This window comes from Idiomarina aminovorans (genome assembly GCF_023155095.1).
GTDB classification, from domain to species: Bacteria; Pseudomonadota; Gammaproteobacteria; order Enterobacterales; family Alteromonadaceae; genus Idiomarina; species Idiomarina aminovorans.
This window is the reverse complement of sequence record NZ_JAKNDA010000003.1, coordinates 261,324-277,077: the sequence shown is the minus strand read 5'-3', so window position 1 is coordinate 277,077 and position 15,754 is coordinate 261,324. Positions and strand designations below refer to the sequence as shown.

11 protein-coding genes are annotated in these 15,754 nt (G+C 48.3%); 6 read left to right on the top strand and 5 right to left on the bottom strand.

Translation table 11 applies throughout. The features are described from left to right. Positions 1-9: 9 nt before the first annotated feature. Positions 10-348 carry a P-II family nitrogen regulator gene (locus tag L8G48_RS07935; protein ID WP_248264065.1) on the bottom strand — a complete coding sequence of 113 codons (339 nt, stop codon included), beginning with the start codon at positions 346-348 and terminating at the stop codon, positions 10-12. 221 nt (positions 349-569) lie between these two features. Between L8G48_RS07935 and L8G48_RS07930 the strand changes: the two genes are divergently transcribed. The 4 genes from L8G48_RS07930 (at position 570) to L8G48_RS07915 (ending at position 5,113) form a co-directional block, all read left to right on the top strand. Then, positions 570-1,622, top strand: coding sequence for a cysteine synthase A (locus L8G48_RS07930; protein ID WP_248264064.1), 1,053 nt, complete (start codon positions 570-572; stop codon positions 1,620-1,622). Next, positions 1,615-2,634: a glycerophosphodiester phosphodiesterase gene (gene glpQ, locus L8G48_RS07925; RefSeq protein ID WP_248264063.1), complete on the top strand. Its 1,020-nt coding sequence runs from the start codon at positions 1,615-1,617 to the stop codon at positions 2,632-2,634. Before L8G48_RS07930 ends, glpQ begins: the two co-directional genes overlap by 8 nt. A gap of 218 nt (positions 2,635-2,852) precedes the next feature. Beyond that, positions 2,853-3,359 (top strand): DUF2062 domain-containing protein, encoded by a 507-nt coding sequence (locus tag L8G48_RS07920; RefSeq protein WP_248264062.1) that lies wholly within the window; start codon positions 2,853-2,855, stop codon positions 3,357-3,359. A 2-nt stretch (positions 3,360-3,361) separates the two neighbouring features. Then, positions 3,362-5,113: a TIGR03545 family protein gene (locus L8G48_RS07915; RefSeq protein WP_248264061.1), complete on the top strand. Its 1,752-nt coding sequence runs from the start codon at positions 3,362-3,364 to the stop codon at positions 5,111-5,113. A gap of 13 nt (positions 5,114-5,126) precedes the next feature. On the opposite strand, the gene L8G48_RS07910 is transcribed toward L8G48_RS07915, so the two are convergent. Genes L8G48_RS07910 through L8G48_RS07900 form a run of 3 tightly spaced genes read right to left on the bottom strand, consistent with a single transcriptional unit; the run spans position 5,127 to position 9,258 of the window. After that, positions 5,127-6,317: an E22 family MetX-like putative esterase gene (locus L8G48_RS07910; protein ID WP_248264060.1), complete on the bottom strand. Its 1,191-nt coding sequence runs from the start codon at positions 6,315-6,317 to the stop codon at positions 5,127-5,129. Then, positions 6,314-7,942: a long-chain fatty acid--CoA ligase gene (locus L8G48_RS07905; RefSeq protein ID WP_248264059.1), complete on the bottom strand. Its 1,629-nt coding sequence runs from the start codon at positions 7,940-7,942 to the stop codon at positions 6,314-6,316. The genes L8G48_RS07910 and L8G48_RS07905 overlap by 4 nt, the downstream gene beginning before the upstream one ends. Before the next feature lie 23 nt (positions 7,943-7,965). Then, positions 7,966-9,258 (bottom strand): GntP family permease, encoded by a 1,293-nt coding sequence (locus L8G48_RS07900; RefSeq protein ID WP_248264058.1) that lies wholly within the window; start codon positions 9,256-9,258, stop codon positions 7,966-7,968. A gap of 215 nt (positions 9,259-9,473) precedes the next feature. Between L8G48_RS07900 and L8G48_RS07895 the strand changes: the two genes are divergently transcribed. Further along, positions 9,474-11,684, top strand: a complete 2,211-nt coding sequence (locus L8G48_RS07895; RefSeq protein WP_248264057.1) for a TonB-dependent receptor — start codon at positions 9,474-9,476, stop codon at positions 11,682-11,684. 98 nt (positions 11,685-11,782) lie between these two features. Continuing rightward, on the top strand, positions 11,783-12,433 hold the full coding sequence (locus L8G48_RS07890) for a response regulator transcription factor (protein WP_248264056.1): 651 nt from the start codon (positions 11,783-11,785) through the stop codon (positions 12,431-12,433). Here L8G48_RS07890 and L8G48_RS07885 read toward each other — a convergent pair. Beyond that, positions 12,407-15,754 (bottom strand): PAS domain-containing hybrid sensor histidine kinase/response regulator, encoded by a 3,348-nt coding sequence (locus L8G48_RS07885; RefSeq protein WP_248264055.1) that lies wholly within the window; start codon positions 15,752-15,754, stop codon positions 12,407-12,409. The two genes, L8G48_RS07890 and L8G48_RS07885, sit on opposite strands and share 27 nt — an antisense overlap.

Below are 15,754 nucleotides of genomic sequence, written 5' to 3'. Positions count from 1 at the left end.
ATGTGCTCCTTAAAGGGCGTCTTGATCGGTTTCACCGGTACGTATGCGAACACACTGTTCCAGCGGCATAACGAATATTTTGCCATCGCCGATATTGCCGGTATGAGCGGCGGCAGTTATTACCTCAAACGCGCGTTCAACGGTTTCGTCGGAAACGGCCAGTTCAATTTTCATTTTCGGCAGGAAATCGACTTGATATTCGGCGCCCCGGTAAAGTTCGGTATGGCCTTTTTGTCTGCCGACACCACGTACTTCAGTAACCGTCAGGCCTTTGCAGCCAATTTCAAACAGTGCCTGTTTTACATCCTCTAATTTAAAGGGTTTGATTAACGCAATGAGCATTTTCATAGTGCTTTCCTTTATTAAAATGGTGTTAAGCAACCCTCTATTTCATGAAACGTGCCAAAATTTAACTATCTGATATTAAATAATAAATTGTATTTTTGATGATTTCCTGCACAAAGATTGTGCGCCCCCTCTGTGCAATGCACCAAAAGTGCTATTGAACCTAAAGAGTACAGAGGGGATACTATTTACTGACAGTAGCGAATGATTAAGGGTGCAGTAACATGAGAGTTGGCGCACGACAGAGCGATCTTATCGGGCAGACGGACTTACTCCGGATACCTTCGCTGTCTGATTTAACCGGATGCGATATTTTTATTAAGTGCGAGTTCCAGAACCCGGGCGGCTCAATAAAAGACAGAGCTGCCAAGCAGCTGATTGATGATGCTATCGAACGAGGTGAGTTAAAGCCGGGTATGACAGTGGTTGAAGGTACTGCTGGTAATACCGGAATAGGACTTGCGGTCGTCGCAAAGTCATACGGGTTGCGTATGTTAGCGGTCATGCCAAACGACCAGACACCGGAAAAGGAACGAATGATACGCCTGCATGGTGGCGAACTAATGGCGGTTGACCCGGTTCCTTTTAAAAATGAAAACCACTTCTACCACACGGCACGTCGTTTGGCAGAAAAGCGCGATGACTATTGGTGGGCTAACCAGTTTGAAAACACCAGTAACGCGCGGGCCCATTATCTTCATACCGGACCTGAGATATGGGAGCAAACCGATGGCAAAGTTGATGCGTTGGTTTCGGTCGCAGGCACGGGGGGGACTCTTGGTGGTAATTCTTGTTTTTTGAAAGAGCAAAACCCGGACCTTGATGTCTGGATTGTAGACCCTGATGGCTCGGGTATTTATGAGTTTCTTCGCAGCGGAGAGTACGTGTCGAAAGGTGGTTCAATGACCGAAGGTATCGGCATAATGCGGTTAGTGGATAACTTTCGCCAGGCTCGTATTGACCATGCGGTTAATCTGCCGGATCAAGATTTAGTGACCTTGTCGCGTTATGTCCGCGATAAAGACGGTATTGTTCTGGGCAGCAGTTCTGCGCTTAATGTAGCCGGTGCTTTGGCGGCGGCTTTGCGAAAAGGCCCCGGCCAAAGAATTGTGACGTTTTCTTGCGACTTAGGTGAGCGCTCTGTGAGTAAATTGTACAATCCGGAGTATTTGCGTGGGCGTGACCTGAACCCAGAGCCGGAGTCTATTGAAGCATTAATGAAACGTTATGGTGAGCTTGGCGACAAGGTATTAGAGGTTCACTGGAATAATGAGTAAATTTGCCTTTAGGTGTTTGTTATTACTGGTAGCCATAACACCGGTTCAGGCGCAGGAAGTAACACCAGAGGCTCCGTTTCATGAGCTTAAAGTTCCAACGTTTTTGGATATTGCGCATCGTGGTGCCTCCGGCTATTTACCTGAACATACCCAGGCCAGCACCGTTATGGCTCATGGACTGGGGGCGGACTTTATTGAGCAGGATGTGCAGCTGAGCCGCGATGGTGTTCCGGTGGTTTTGCATGATGCGAAACTGGATCAGGTGACCAATGTTTCGGAAGTATTCCCGGACAAACATCGACCCGATGGAAAGTATTATGTGGTTGATTTCTCTCTGGATGAGTTAAAGCAGCTAACAATTGTTGCCCGCCATAGAGATTATGAATTGGTTTACCCCAGGCGCTTTTCTCACCCTGAGGTACGCTTCCCAATACAAACCCTGGATGAACAGATTACGCTGATTCATGAGCTGAACCGTGTTCGTGAATTATCGACCGGTATTTATGTGGAGCTTAAAGCTGCGCGTTGGTATCGACAGCAGGGGTACGATATCACCTCAGCAGTTATGTCAGTGCTGGCGCAAAATGGTTATCACGATACGCGACCCACTCCAATTTATTTACAGTCTTTCGACCCTGAAGTTTTGCGTCGTTTAAAGCGCGAGTTTAACTGGGATTTTCCGCTTATCCAGTTAGTTGGCGATAACAAATGGGGTGAGACAGATATCGATTACAGTGCTATGCGCACTAAAGCCGGGTTGGAGTCGGTGAAAAGTTATGCCGAAGGTGTTGGTTTATGGCTGGGTCATGTATTGACAGGGGTCACAGAAAACGGCGAACCGGAATGGGGCGATGCTTTGCATTCGGCAAAAGCAAAAGGCTTAAAAATTCACGTTTATACGTTGCGCGCCGATAATTTACCCAAGGGCGTGGAATCTCACGCTCAATTACGGGAGTGGTTAAAACAAGCCGGTGTTGAGGGAGTATTTACAGACTTTCCGGATAAAAAGTAAAACCCAGTTTAGAACCGTCGCTGCCGTCATCGCAATAGTTGGGCAGGGTATCAACCGTTTCGAAATCACAATTTTGATACCAGTGACACAAAAGCCATCAAAAAACAGGTGAGTTATTTGCTTATTATTTGCCTAATAAATGCCCCTCACACTATATTAGAAAGACCACAGATAACAAGCAGACTTGCTGCTTTATCTTTATCAAAGGAGTCAGGTGAATGCTGACAATTCTGGCAAAGTTGTTAAAGGCTTTGAATTCTGAAACCAGTGCCTGGGCATTAGCATTAGCTGTGGTGCTCGGAATGTTTATGGGGATAACCCCGTTATGGCGAATTCATAATTTAATTATCTTATTGGCGGCGTTGGTCTTTCGCGTCAACCTCAGTTTGTTCATTGTGTCTTTTGCTATTTTTTCGGGCCTCGCTTATTTGTTAGACCCCTGGTTCCATAGTCTTGGGCTCAGCGTGTTAGAAGCGTCCAGCTGGCAAGGGATTTATGAAGCCGTTTATGCAACCGCACTAGGCCGCCTGTCCATGTTTAACCACACCATTACCATGGGCAGTTTTGTCATCGCTTTGATAGCAGCACCAGTAGTGGCCGCCGTGAGCTATTGGGTGATTGCCAATTACCGGAAACGGATTCAGGCCAGAATAATGAAAATGCGTGTTGTGCAGGTTCTTCGTGGCAGCCGTTTCTGGCAGATCTATACGGACTTGAGGGGGTGAGTATGAAACGCAGTATCATTCGCTGGCCGGGGTTGGCTGTTTTTGCCGGGGTCGTGTTGTTTTTAGTCGCTGTTTCCTGGCTGTTTCTGGATGCCATTATCAAAGTCACATTAGAGCACACGCTGGGACGACTGAACGGTGCTGAAGTTAACATTGAGCGCGTTGAGCACAGCTGGGTCCCGCTCTCACTTACCGTAGCCGGTATTCAGATTACAAATCCTAACGCGCCCAACAATAATCGTGTGCAGGCTGAAGAGGCATCGGCTGACATCAGCCCGGCAGAAATTGTGCTAGGCAGAACCTTAATCGAACAGCTAACCATGACTGGCGTACGTGTTAACCACCCCCGGGAAAGTGAGGGTGAGGTTTATGTACTGCCCGATAAAGAAGACATGCAAGGCTGGGCCAATCAGTCCTGGGATAATTTGAGCACATCGCTACCGTCTGTGGATGAAATTGTCAGTCAGGTTGATCTGCGCACGGAAAAAGTGATTGCTGACGCAAAAGTGGCTTATGAGCAGCAGGAACAAAAAGTGAAATCGGCTCAGGAAGCTTTACCCAACAAAGAAAACTTAAAAGAATACGAAGAGAAGATAAAGCGGATAACGAAAGGTAAAATAGACGGCCTTGGGGATCTCGCGGCCAGGAAAAAAGCCTTAGATGAATTAAAAGCATCGATTCGCGCTGACAAAGAAGCGGTCAGTAACTTTCGCGATGAAGTCAAGCAAGCGAAGGATGTTGTGCAACAGCAAATCAGCGAGCTTAAGAATGCGCCGGGTAACGACATTGAACGGATAAAGTCATTTTTCAGTACAGACGGCAGTGGTTTGCAGAATGTAACCGGTTTGCTTATGGGAGAAAAAGCTCGCGAGTGGAGTAAGTATGTACTTTTGGCGTATGAGCAGCTGGGTCCTATGCTGGCTCGCTCAGATAATGCTGCGACGGTAAAACCGGTTCGCGGAGAAGGCCAGAGAATTTCGTTCGCCGATGACAATGCTCCGCCAGAGTTTTTAATTAAAAAAGCCCGCACTGAATTTATGATAGGCGGCACGGTTATCGATGTTGACTGGCAGAACATTACTCATCAGCATAACTTGCTGGGTCAACCGACAACCTATCAGGCCCGGGCCGATAATAGTGACTTGTGGAATGCGTTTAACCTGAATGGCGAGCTGTCGCTGACCGATTTGGGTATTGATGCAAAACAGCAATGGCAGTTAAAAGGCGCACAATTACAAAACTTAGGTCTAAGCGATAGTAGCGAGCTCAGCGCACGGGTTGTCTCGTCGTTGCTGGATAGTGACGGAACTGTATTGGTGCGTGAAAATAAGCTCGATGGTAAAGCCATGGTGCGGATGCTGGAGCTTGATTTGGCCGCAGAAGGCAGCAGTAAACTGACCTCTACCATTGCCGGTGCTTTGCAACAGTTACAGAGACTGGATATTACAACCCATATCGCGGGCGATATTCAGCAGCCGTCATTGAGCTTTGAGTCAGACCTGGATAATCAACTGGCAGATTTACTGACGCAGAGCGCGATGGGTGAAGCGGACGAAAAACTCGCTGAAATAAAGGCTGAGCTTACGGCTAAAGTTTCAAAGCAGTTGGATGGCCAGCAAGGGTTGCTGGAAAGCTTAACGCAATGGGATAACAAATCAGGTGAAACGAGCAAACAACTGGAACAGCTGTTAAAAACGAAACTGAAAGACAGCTTAAAAGACAAGCTTAAGGGCCGCCTGTTTGGCGACTCTTAAGTCTGACGCTAGGTTATTCAGTTGCTAAGAACTCGCTGAGTAACCCGGTTTTTTGTTGAATAGAAAACAGCCCGTTTAAATGCCCCCATGGACCGTCAATTTCCTCATACTGAACACGTTTGTTCATCTCTTTAAGTTTATTCGCAGTTTGTTCTGCCATGTAAGGCATTAGCAGCAAATCGTTACTGGATGGCAAAAATAATGTTTTTGCGGAAATATTCTTTAGCCCATCTTCCAGGGTTTCCTGATGCCCTGCTACAAACAGTTGATTGGCTCTTACTAAGTAGAGAATATGGTTAGCGTCGGCCAAAGGCGCGCGGGCGCGGCTGGCACCGTATAACCATTCAACAGCCGGCAGTTCGTTAGTCACCGATTCCAAACCTTTTTGGGGCAGGGTTTCCTGTTTAGGCACCGCTTGGTTAATGTATTCCGGGTGCATAGCGCCATGAGTGATCATGGCCTGAGCCATAGTCACACCGTCCAGCGGCGCTTCGCCATTGTAATAGTCACCACCGTTCCAGTTAGGGTCTAACTTAATGGCCTGTGCCCATTGCTCCAGCCCCATAATGGTCCAGGCGTCTAACGAGCCGGCTCCAATGACAGAAACCATGCGTTCCACCCAGTTGGGGTAGGCGGCAGCCCACTCGATAGCTTGTAATGAACCCATTGATGCGCCGACAACGGCATGCAGTTTATTAATGCCTAAATCTTCCAGTAGCGCCTTTTGAACGTTAACAAAGTCGCGAATGGTGACCACCGGAAAGTCGAGACCATAGGGTTTGCCGGTGTCCGGGTTAATACTGGCAGGCCCTGTGGTGATCACATTAGGAAGGTTGGGATACGCATTGACCAGAGAGTCAACGCTAATGACATAATACTTGTCGGTATCTAGGGCTTTGCCGGGGCCAATAATGGCATTCCAGTAACCCGCCTGCGGGTCATCAGCACTGTATTTACCGGCGGCGTGGCTGTTACCGGAGAAGAAGTGTGTGATTAGTACCACATTATCTTTTGCTTCATTCAGTGTGCCATAGGCTTCCCAGCCTACTGTTACGTCTTTAATGGTTACACCGCCGTGGGTGGTGTAAGTGTCCATACTGAAGCTTTGCTTTTCGACCCATTGGTCGGGTTGAGTGTCAGCGCTGAGCGGTAAGCTGATGACCAGCACCACCAGGCTGATAAAAGTTGTCCATAATCGTGTCATGACTGATTCTCCTGTAGGTAATTCTGATATTGCTCGCGCAATTTGTTTTTCAGCAGCTTGCCAGTGCCGGTATGAGGTAATTCATCAACAAATACCACATCATTCGGCATCCACCAGCGGGCAATTTTGCCGGTTAAAAAGTTTTTGATGTCTTCTTTAGATAGCCGGTGGCCTTTATTCAATACCACCAGCAGCAGAGGACGTTCGTCCCATTTAGGGTGGTTCACGCCAATGACGCAAGACTCATTGACGGCCGGGTGCTGACTGACAATATTCTCAATGTCCAGAGAGCTTATCCATTCACCGCCGCTTTTAATGACATCTTTTTTACGGTCGACCACTTTCATAAAGCCTTCGGCGTCAATAACGGCAATGTCGCCGGTGGCTAACCAGCCGTCAGGAAAGCTGCTTAAGTCGTCATTACGAAAATACTGGGAAGCAATCCAGTGGCCCCGAACCTGCAATTCTCCGCGGGTTTCGCCGTTGTTAGGCAGTGGCTCGTCTTCCGCGTCGACAATGCGGTGTTCAATGCCGAATACCGGGCGCCCTGCGGTGGTTTGTAGTTTGTATTGTTCTTCTTTGGGGCGGTTAATAATATCCGCTTGTGGCGGAGCGGAATGAACCAGCGGCCCGGTTTCGGTCATTCCCCATATGGGCTGCCAGTAAACATCGTACTGGGTATCGTAAGTTTTCACTAAACCAATTGGTGAGGCGGCACCACCGACACAGACGCGTTGTAGTGACGGAATATCCAGTTTATTTTCACTCAAGTAGTTGTGCAGGGTGAGCCAAATGGTGGGCACCCCTAAACCAACAGTGACTTTCTCGCTGCGTATCAAGTCAGCCATTGCTTCGCCCGATGTGCCGTCGCCAGTGAAGACTAACTTACAACCGGACAAAGGACCGGCATAAGGTGCGCCCCAGGCAGCTACATGATACATGGTCACCATTGGCATCAGTACAGTGTCGCTGCGCAAGTCCAGCATATCGGCACTGACAGTGGCTTGTGCGTGCAACACAATGGCGCGGTGCGAGGCCAATACACCTTTGGGGTTGCCGGTGGTTCCAGAGGTGTAGCAAAGCAGAGCCGCGCTGTCTTCATCAACATTCGGCCAGTCAAAATCTGTGGCTTCTGGCGATAAAAGTTCTTCGTAGCACAGCACCTTACTGAGCTTGGTTTCCGGCATATGGGCTTTGTCTGTCATCACCACATAGCCTTTTACTTTGGGTAACTCAGCTTCAATCGACTCTAACAGCTCGATGAAGCTCAAATCCACAAACACCCAGCCGCTCTCAGCATGATTCAGGATCCAGGTAATTTGCTCACCGAACAAACGCGGGTTTACCGTATGCATCACAGCCCCACTGCCACTGACCGCATAGTAAAGCTCCATGTGGCGATAGGTGTTCCAGGCCAGGCTGGCAACTCGCTCGCCCGGCTCAACACCCAGCTTTTTCAGTGCGTGCGCCAATTGTCCGCTGCGTTGCCAGCAATCGGCATAACCGTAACGGTGAATATCACCCTCCAGTCGGCGAGTGACTATTTCCTGCTTTGGGTGACGGTTGGCTGCAAATTTCAATAAATCGATAATTTGCAACGGCCGTTTCATCATATTTCCTAACATGGTCAAATTCCCTTACTGCCGGGTTACAGCATGAATAAGCTAATAGCTACGGCCAGCCCCATGAGAGGGACAACCACGGTAACAGCGGCAACGGCCCAATAGGCGGCGCTGTGTTTCTCGTTACAAATGGCGCGAATGGTGGTGACCACATAGCCATTATGCGGCAGCGAATCCAGCGCACCTGAAGAAATCGAAACAATACGGTGCAGTTGGTCCGGATTAACACCAGCCGCCAGGTAGTGCGGGCCAACTTCCGGTAAAGCAATGGCCTGCCCGCCTGATGCTGAACCGGTTAAACCAGCAATGACGCTGACAGCAACGGCCGCACCAACTAACTCATTGCCGGGCAGACTGGTCATGGCGGTCACCGCCGCTTCAAAGGCTGGGGTTATTTTGGCAATACTGCCAAACCCCACTACGGCGGCGGTATTACCAATAGCGACTAATGCGCCGGTTGTGGCCTCGTGAATAGCGGTCTGGGGCTTATGAAAATGCTTAAAGTTGATGATTGCTATAGCAATAACACCACCTAGCAGAGCAACAATGAGTGCGTTTTGTTGCAAGGTATCGTGAAAGGTAAATGAAAGTCCTAGTACCACTAATAATGGAATAAGTCCGCTAATTGGTGACGGTAGCTTGCGTTCCAGCAATACCGGATCACCCTCGCGTGCCTCAAATTGCTCACCGTTTGCAATGGCGCGGTTAATGATCTTTCTTAACCACCAGTAGCCGAAAGTTGCCATTAAAATCGCCACAACCAGACTCACTTCCCAGGCGGCATAGGGCGAGGTACCTAAATATTTAACCGGTATCCAGTTTTGGATTTCCGGTGAACCGGCCGAAGTCATGGTAAAAGTGACGGAGCCAAAGGCTAAAGCTGCCGGAATAAAGCGGCGGGGTAAGTTAGCGTCTTTGAACAGGCTTAGAGCCATTGGGTAAACCGAGAATGCCACCACGAAGACGCTGACACCGCCATAGGTCAAAATAGCACAGGCAAGGACCACTGCCAGAACCGCTTGTTTACGGCCTAGCTTATTGATGATCCAACGCGCGACACTGTCTGCCGCGCCGGTGTCTTCCATGAACTTACCAAACATTGAACCCAGCAAGAACATAAAAAACCAGGCGGCAACAAAGCTGGCAAAGCCATCCATGTAGGCACTGACAAAGTTCACGTCACCCGTGAGTAATGGTACGCCGCTGCATAAAGCTACAACAACGGCGCAAAGAGGGGCACTGATAAACAGGTTCATCCCTCTTAAAGTGAGTACGATTAACAACACAAGGCCGCCAACCAGACCAATCATACTTAACATGAGTTACCTCGCAACGAAAAGAAAACGGACCATGCTCTGAATCGCTGCATGGATGTATTGTGCGTGATAAAGGAATCTGCCCCTATAGTACTATGGTACAGATCACAATCTTAACAATTTGCGCTAGGTTAGTAAGCAACCATGACTCTGAACCGTTAAATTGCTGTAAACGGAAATAACAAATACAAACGAAATAACCTGTCAGGGGAACAACCATGAAACAACCCAACTTTCAGAAATCACTGATTGCAGCAGCGGTAGCCACTTTGCTCGGCAGCCCTGCCGTTTTGGCGCAGCAAAATGAAGACGCAAAAGCTGAGGACGGCAAACTTGAGCGAATTGAAGTGACCGCCCGACGCACCAATGAAAGCTTGCAGGAAGTGCCTGTTTCGGTATCGGCTTTTGGCGAAGGTGAACTGCAGCGAGATGGCATCGAGGATATCACTGAGCTGCAGTACAAAATGCCGAATACCACGTTTCAGGTCAGTCGCGGTACTAACTCAACATTAACCGCCTATATTCGGGGCATTGGTCAGCAAGATCCGTTATGGGGGTTTGAGCCCGGCGTCGGTATTTATATCGATGATGTTTATGTTGCCAGACCTCAGGGGGCGGTTTTAGAAGTCCTGGATGTTCAGCGTGTGGAAGTTCTTCGTGGCCCGCAGGGAACCTTGTACGGTAAAAACACCATCGGCGGTGCGATGAAGTATGTGACTCGTGAATTGACGGGTTATAACGAATTTGAAATTAAAGGCACTGTTGGAACATTCAACCAGCGAGATCTAAAAGTATCCGGTCAGACCGCTTTAGCCGATAACTTTTATGTTGGTGGTGCGTTCGCCACGCTAAATCGCGACGGTTTCGGCGAGTTTGTTAACACTGGCGCTGAAAACTACAACAAAGAATTAATGACCGGTCGTTTTAATGCTAAATGGCTTGTTAATAAAGACATCAACGTTAAATTTGCAGCCGACTGGACACAAGATGACTCAAACGCCCGTGGAGGTCATCGGGAGCAAGAGTCGCTGTTGAGCGATAAGCCTCGTTTAACCGATGTGTACGATTCATATAGCGCAATGCCCACCTGGAACGAAGTTGAAACCGAAGGTTATTCATTGACTGTCGACTGGGCAATCAATAATGACTGGATGTTTAAGTCAATTACCGCCTACCGAGAAGGTTTCACCAACACGAATATCGACTTCGATTCTACAGTAAACCCTGTATTGCTGGTGCCGGCAGTCTATGAAGATGACCAAACGACGCAAGAGTTTCAGTTTATGTATCGTGACGATCGCTTAGATTTTGTTGGTGGCCTGTACTTTTATGAAGGTGAAGCCTGTGGTGAGTTCGGAACGGTGTTAGGTTTGCTCAACCTGTCTATCGATACCGGTGGCTGCGTTGATACCTCAAGTGAAGCTTTATTCGGGCAGGCGACCTATCGTTTAGATGACCAGTGGTCTGTCACTTTAGGCGGCCGTTATACTCGAGATGAGAAGGATGCCGATGTTTTCCGGTATACCTACGCTGGTGTAAAGTTCCTTGATAGAGGCGATTACTCTGCGGATCCCATTGTGGTTAATTCAGACTTTACAACTCAGGCTGACTGGAGTGAGTTTAGCCCACAAGCGAGTGTGAGTTATCAAGTCGACCCTGCGGTTATGCTGTATGCAAGCTACAGTAACGGTTTTAAATCAGGTGGTGTTGATATGCGAGCCGATGTATCGCTAAACCCTGACGCCTCAAAACCTTATGACCCTGAAACGGTTGATACCTTTGAGTTCGGTGTGAAGAGTGAGCTGCTTGACGGACGTTTGCGTTTAAATGCTGCGACCTTCTTCTCTGATTACCAGGATATGCAGGTGACTGTGCAACGAGCGATTGAAGGCGGTGGCATTGATTCTCAGGTTCTGAACGCCGCCGATTCAACCGTACAAGGCCTTGAACTCGAATCAACCTTTGCCGCAACGCCGACTTTAAATTTTACCGGCTCTCTTGGTTATATTGATGCCGAGTTTAACTCGGTTGAATTTTTTAACAGTGACACTCAACAAGTTGAAGATGTGTCTGATTTGTGGTCTTTCCAAAACACACCAGAAGTGACTGCAAACCTGGGTTTTACAAAGGAATTTGCACTTGAAAGCGGTTCAATGGTTTGGTCAACAAGCATCTCCTATCGTGATGATACACAAATTTTTGAATTACCGTCGCCACTGGACGAAGACGGCTACAGCCTGACCAATACGAGTCTAGTGTGGTACTCGAACTCAGGTCAGTGGACGGTCGGTTTGCATGCCAAGAACGTGTTTGACAAAGAGTACCGTTTATCAGGCTACAACTTCGGATCGGATCTCGTCGAAAATATCGTCACAGGCTACTACGGCGACCCACGCACGGTATCTCTGTCTGTCGGTTATCAGTTTTAACTGCTTTGCCGGCGTTGCTGGATTAACCAGTAACGCTGGCTTTTTTCTCTTAAGCCGTTAGCATGGTCACCAAACAATCGTTAAATCCAGCAGGAACTATGGCCAGAGCAATTATTGCTGATGATCACCCGCTTTTTCGGGCGGCAATGAAGCAAGCACTCAGCGACAGCCTGGAAAGCGAAATTATTGAAGCTTCAAGCTTTTCACAGCTCGAACAACAGCTAAAGCAATTTCCTCAAATAGAATTGGTTTTCCTTGATCTCTCCATGCCGGGTAACCGGGGTTTGACCGGGCTGAGCGTTTTGCGCAGCCAGTTCCCGGATATTCTGGTGGTGATTGTCTCTGCTAATGAAGATACCCGGGTGATACGTCAGGCCATGGCTCTGGGGGCCAGTGGTTATATTCCTAAATCGGTACCTTTACCCGAATGGCAAACTGCTGTGACCACGGTATTGTCGGGAGACAACTGGTTACCCGAGTCAATGCTAACCATGAATCTCTCTGAACCTGATGCTGAAATGAGTGACTTTGCGAATAAACTGGAGCAACTGACACCGCAACAGTTCAAAGTACTGCAATGTATAGCCGATGGGCTGCTCAATAAGCAAATTGCCTATGAGCTTGGGGTGCAGGAAACAACGATCAAACAGCATGCTTCAGCTATTTTACGTAAACTAAAATGTGTGAATCGAACGCAAGCCGGCATTCTCTTTCGACAAATGTTAGATACGTCGGATACGTTTGAGTAACCGTTTTAAAGCACCACTTTTTAAGGGCTTTGGAATAAAATGGGCATTTGCCTCCAAAGCCTGTTCCCTTAATAGCTCATCTGGGTCAGCTGAGTTGATAATAGCCGGTGTATTGGCGTTCCACGCTTTTCGCATAGCAATGACCAATTCAATTCCGGTGGCGCCATTGTCCAGATGATAGTCCGCCAGAATCAGCTCACAGGGTTGATGCAGAAGGGCTTGTTGCAGGTCAGTAGCGGTCGTCGTTTCGGCTCCCCAGTCGGCTAATAAACCGGCTGTTGCTTCCAATACCCGGGCATTGTTATCAATGACCAGCACACGAACACCTTGTAGAAACTGTTCATTAACAGCGAGCTGATGAGTGGCTAATGGCGCTGCTGCCTTTTCCCAACCCACAGCCGGTAAGGTCAGACTGAAAGCGGTTCCTTTACCTAAGGTTGATGACAAGCTTAACTCTATTTTTAACAGTCGACACATACGCTCAACAATAGAGAGTCCAAGACCAAGCCCCGGATTATCACCACTGGATTGCAATTGATGAAATTCCCGGAATATATTCTCTTGTTTGTGTTCAGGGATACCTGAACCCGTATCAATAATATGAATGGTTAAATGCTCCCCATGTCGCCTAAAGCCCAGTATAATCCGGCCGTTCTCGGTATAACGCAGCGCGTTAGAAAGCAAATTTTGAACAATGCGTGTCAGCAGTTTTCTGTCCGTGTTCACCAAAGCAGAGCTTTTGTGATAGTTCAGTTGTAACTGCTTTTCTGTAGCCATCATTTGATAACGCTCGACTAAAGGCTGTAGTGCCTGATCAATCGAAAAGTTCTGATAGTCGGGTTGCAGATTACCCGCATCCAGCTTGGTCATATCGAGTAACATTGTGAGCAACTCTTCAGCATGTTCGAGCGAGCGATGAATGTTTGCTGCCAGCGGTAAATATTGCTGGGGGAGTCTGGATTGCAGCATTTCACAAAATAAGCTGGCTGCATTAAATGGTTGCATTAAATCGTGGCTTACTGCTGCGAAAAAACGCGATTTGCTTTCGTGTGCCTGCTCTTCGGCTTGTTTAGCAGACAAAAGCTGACGAGTGCGTTCGTCGACCCGCTGCTCCAGCTCCTGGTTAATTTTTTGCAGTTGGTTTTGCGCTTCAATTCGCTCGGTAATATCGCTGTAGGTTGTGACAAAGCCGCCACCCGGCATTGGGTTGCCCTGCAATTCTATGGTTAAGGCTCCTTGCTGGCGCTGATAACGGTAGGCACTTCCGGTACGCAGGTAGTTAAGGCGTTTCTGAATTTCACCTTCTGCATCGTTGTTTTCCGTGGTGCTGAGAAGACCTCGGCTGGCGTTGTAACGCAGCAGTTCCTCAACCGGCATACCGGAGCGAACCAAACCCTCAGGGTAAGCAAAAATCTCCAGATAACGCCGGTTCCAGGCGACCAGCCGGAGTTTTTGGTCGATAACGCTGATGCCTTGAGGTATGTTTTCGACAGAAGCTTGTAGTAACTCACGGTTAAATTGATACAGTTTTGATGCTTCCGTGGCCCAGTCAACGACCCGGGACACCGGAAACTCCTGTTGTTCAGACACGGTATCGAGCAATAACCGACTGGCTGAGGTGCCGATAACGGCAGACAATTCGCGCTCAATACGGACTAACATCGGGGCGGGCACCATCGATTGACTCTCAGGAGTTAACAGATCCACCCTTAAGCGCTGTTGAATAGCCGCTAACTGCTGGTCGTCATAAAATCGTGACAACAGTGAGCGCAACCGAGCCCAGGTGAGACTGGGTTGTTGCGCGTAACTATTATTGCTGTCAACCGGAGGTGCTTCTGTCTGAACATTGCGGCTAATAAGAGAAAAGAGCCAGAAGCAGGCTATGTTTGTGGCCAGGCTTATCAGAACTCCGTTGGCAATATCGATATCGGTGACTTGCGGCTGTCGTCCAATCGACGGAATGAGTAGTAAAGTAAGCCAGAGTGTTGTACCCACCGCAAGACCGGCGAGCACGCCGGTTTGTGTCGCTTTGCGCCATATAACAGTGGCTAAAATAGCGGGCGCCAGTTGAGCCAGCAAGGCCAGTGACAGCAACCCGGAATTGACCAATGGCATCGATTCAATGGTGGCTTGATAGTATAAGTAGGCCATGAACATGACCGCCACCATGGTCATGCGGCGAATGGTTAAAATACGAGTGGGTGTGAAGCTAAATTGTCGTAACTTTTGTCGGGTCATGCGTAACCAGACCGGCATGACAACATCGTTAGAAACCATAATACTCAGCGCCAACAGTGCAATAATCACCATGCTGGTGGCGGCCGAAAGACCACCGATGAAAGCGATAAGCGTAATACCCGGGCTATCCGTCATGAGTGGAATGGCAAGCAGAAAAGTATCCTGGCTGGCCTGTTCAGGAGCCAGGTGCAGGGCACTTAATGCCAACGGCAGTATGAAAAAGTTGATAGCGAACAGGTAAAGCGGAAAAGCCCAGCGAGCCGTTTTTAATTCGTCAGAGTGAGTATTCTCGACATAACCGACATGGAACTGCCGTGGCAGACAAAACATAGAGAGCCCACCCAGCAGCATATGCACGGCAAAGACGTAACTACCTTGTTCGCGTCCCGACAGAACATTCTGAGTATGGGCGGTTTGAAAGCTTTTTTGAAACAGATCAGTCAAACCATCGAATACGGTGTAGCTGGCAAATAAGCCAACAATAATGAAAGCCGCCAGTTTCACCAGCGATTCGAACGCAATGGCGTCCATTAAGCCCGAATGTTGCTCTGCCAGACTTAAACGGCGTGTACCGAACAGAAAACCAAAGCCGATCATGGTTAAAGCAACCAGAAACGATAAATCAAATAACCAGGAAGGATTGTTATCAAACCCGGTAACCGCTGCAAAACTTGATGTGACGGCACGCAGTTGCAGGGAAATATAAGGCACAACCGCAATAAAGGCTGTAACCGCAACAACACCGGCTAATAAAGGTGATTTGCCATAGCGAGCGCCGATGAGATCGGCAATTGAGGTAATATTCTGATGCTTACAGTAATTGAGTAGTCTCAACTGTAAACCGTGGAGCACAATAAAAACAATAATTGCCCCAACGTAGGTGGGCGCGAAAGCCCATCCATAATAAGCCGATTGAGTTATCGTGCCAAAAAATGCCCATGAAGTGCAGTGTACACCCTGAGCTAATGAGTACCGATAAGGCTTTACCCGATTGGAAGTCGAGCGGTCACCGCGATAGGCAATACTGAACAGAATTGTTAAATAGGCAATGGCTGCAAAAACGGTGACTTCAATGCTTAACAT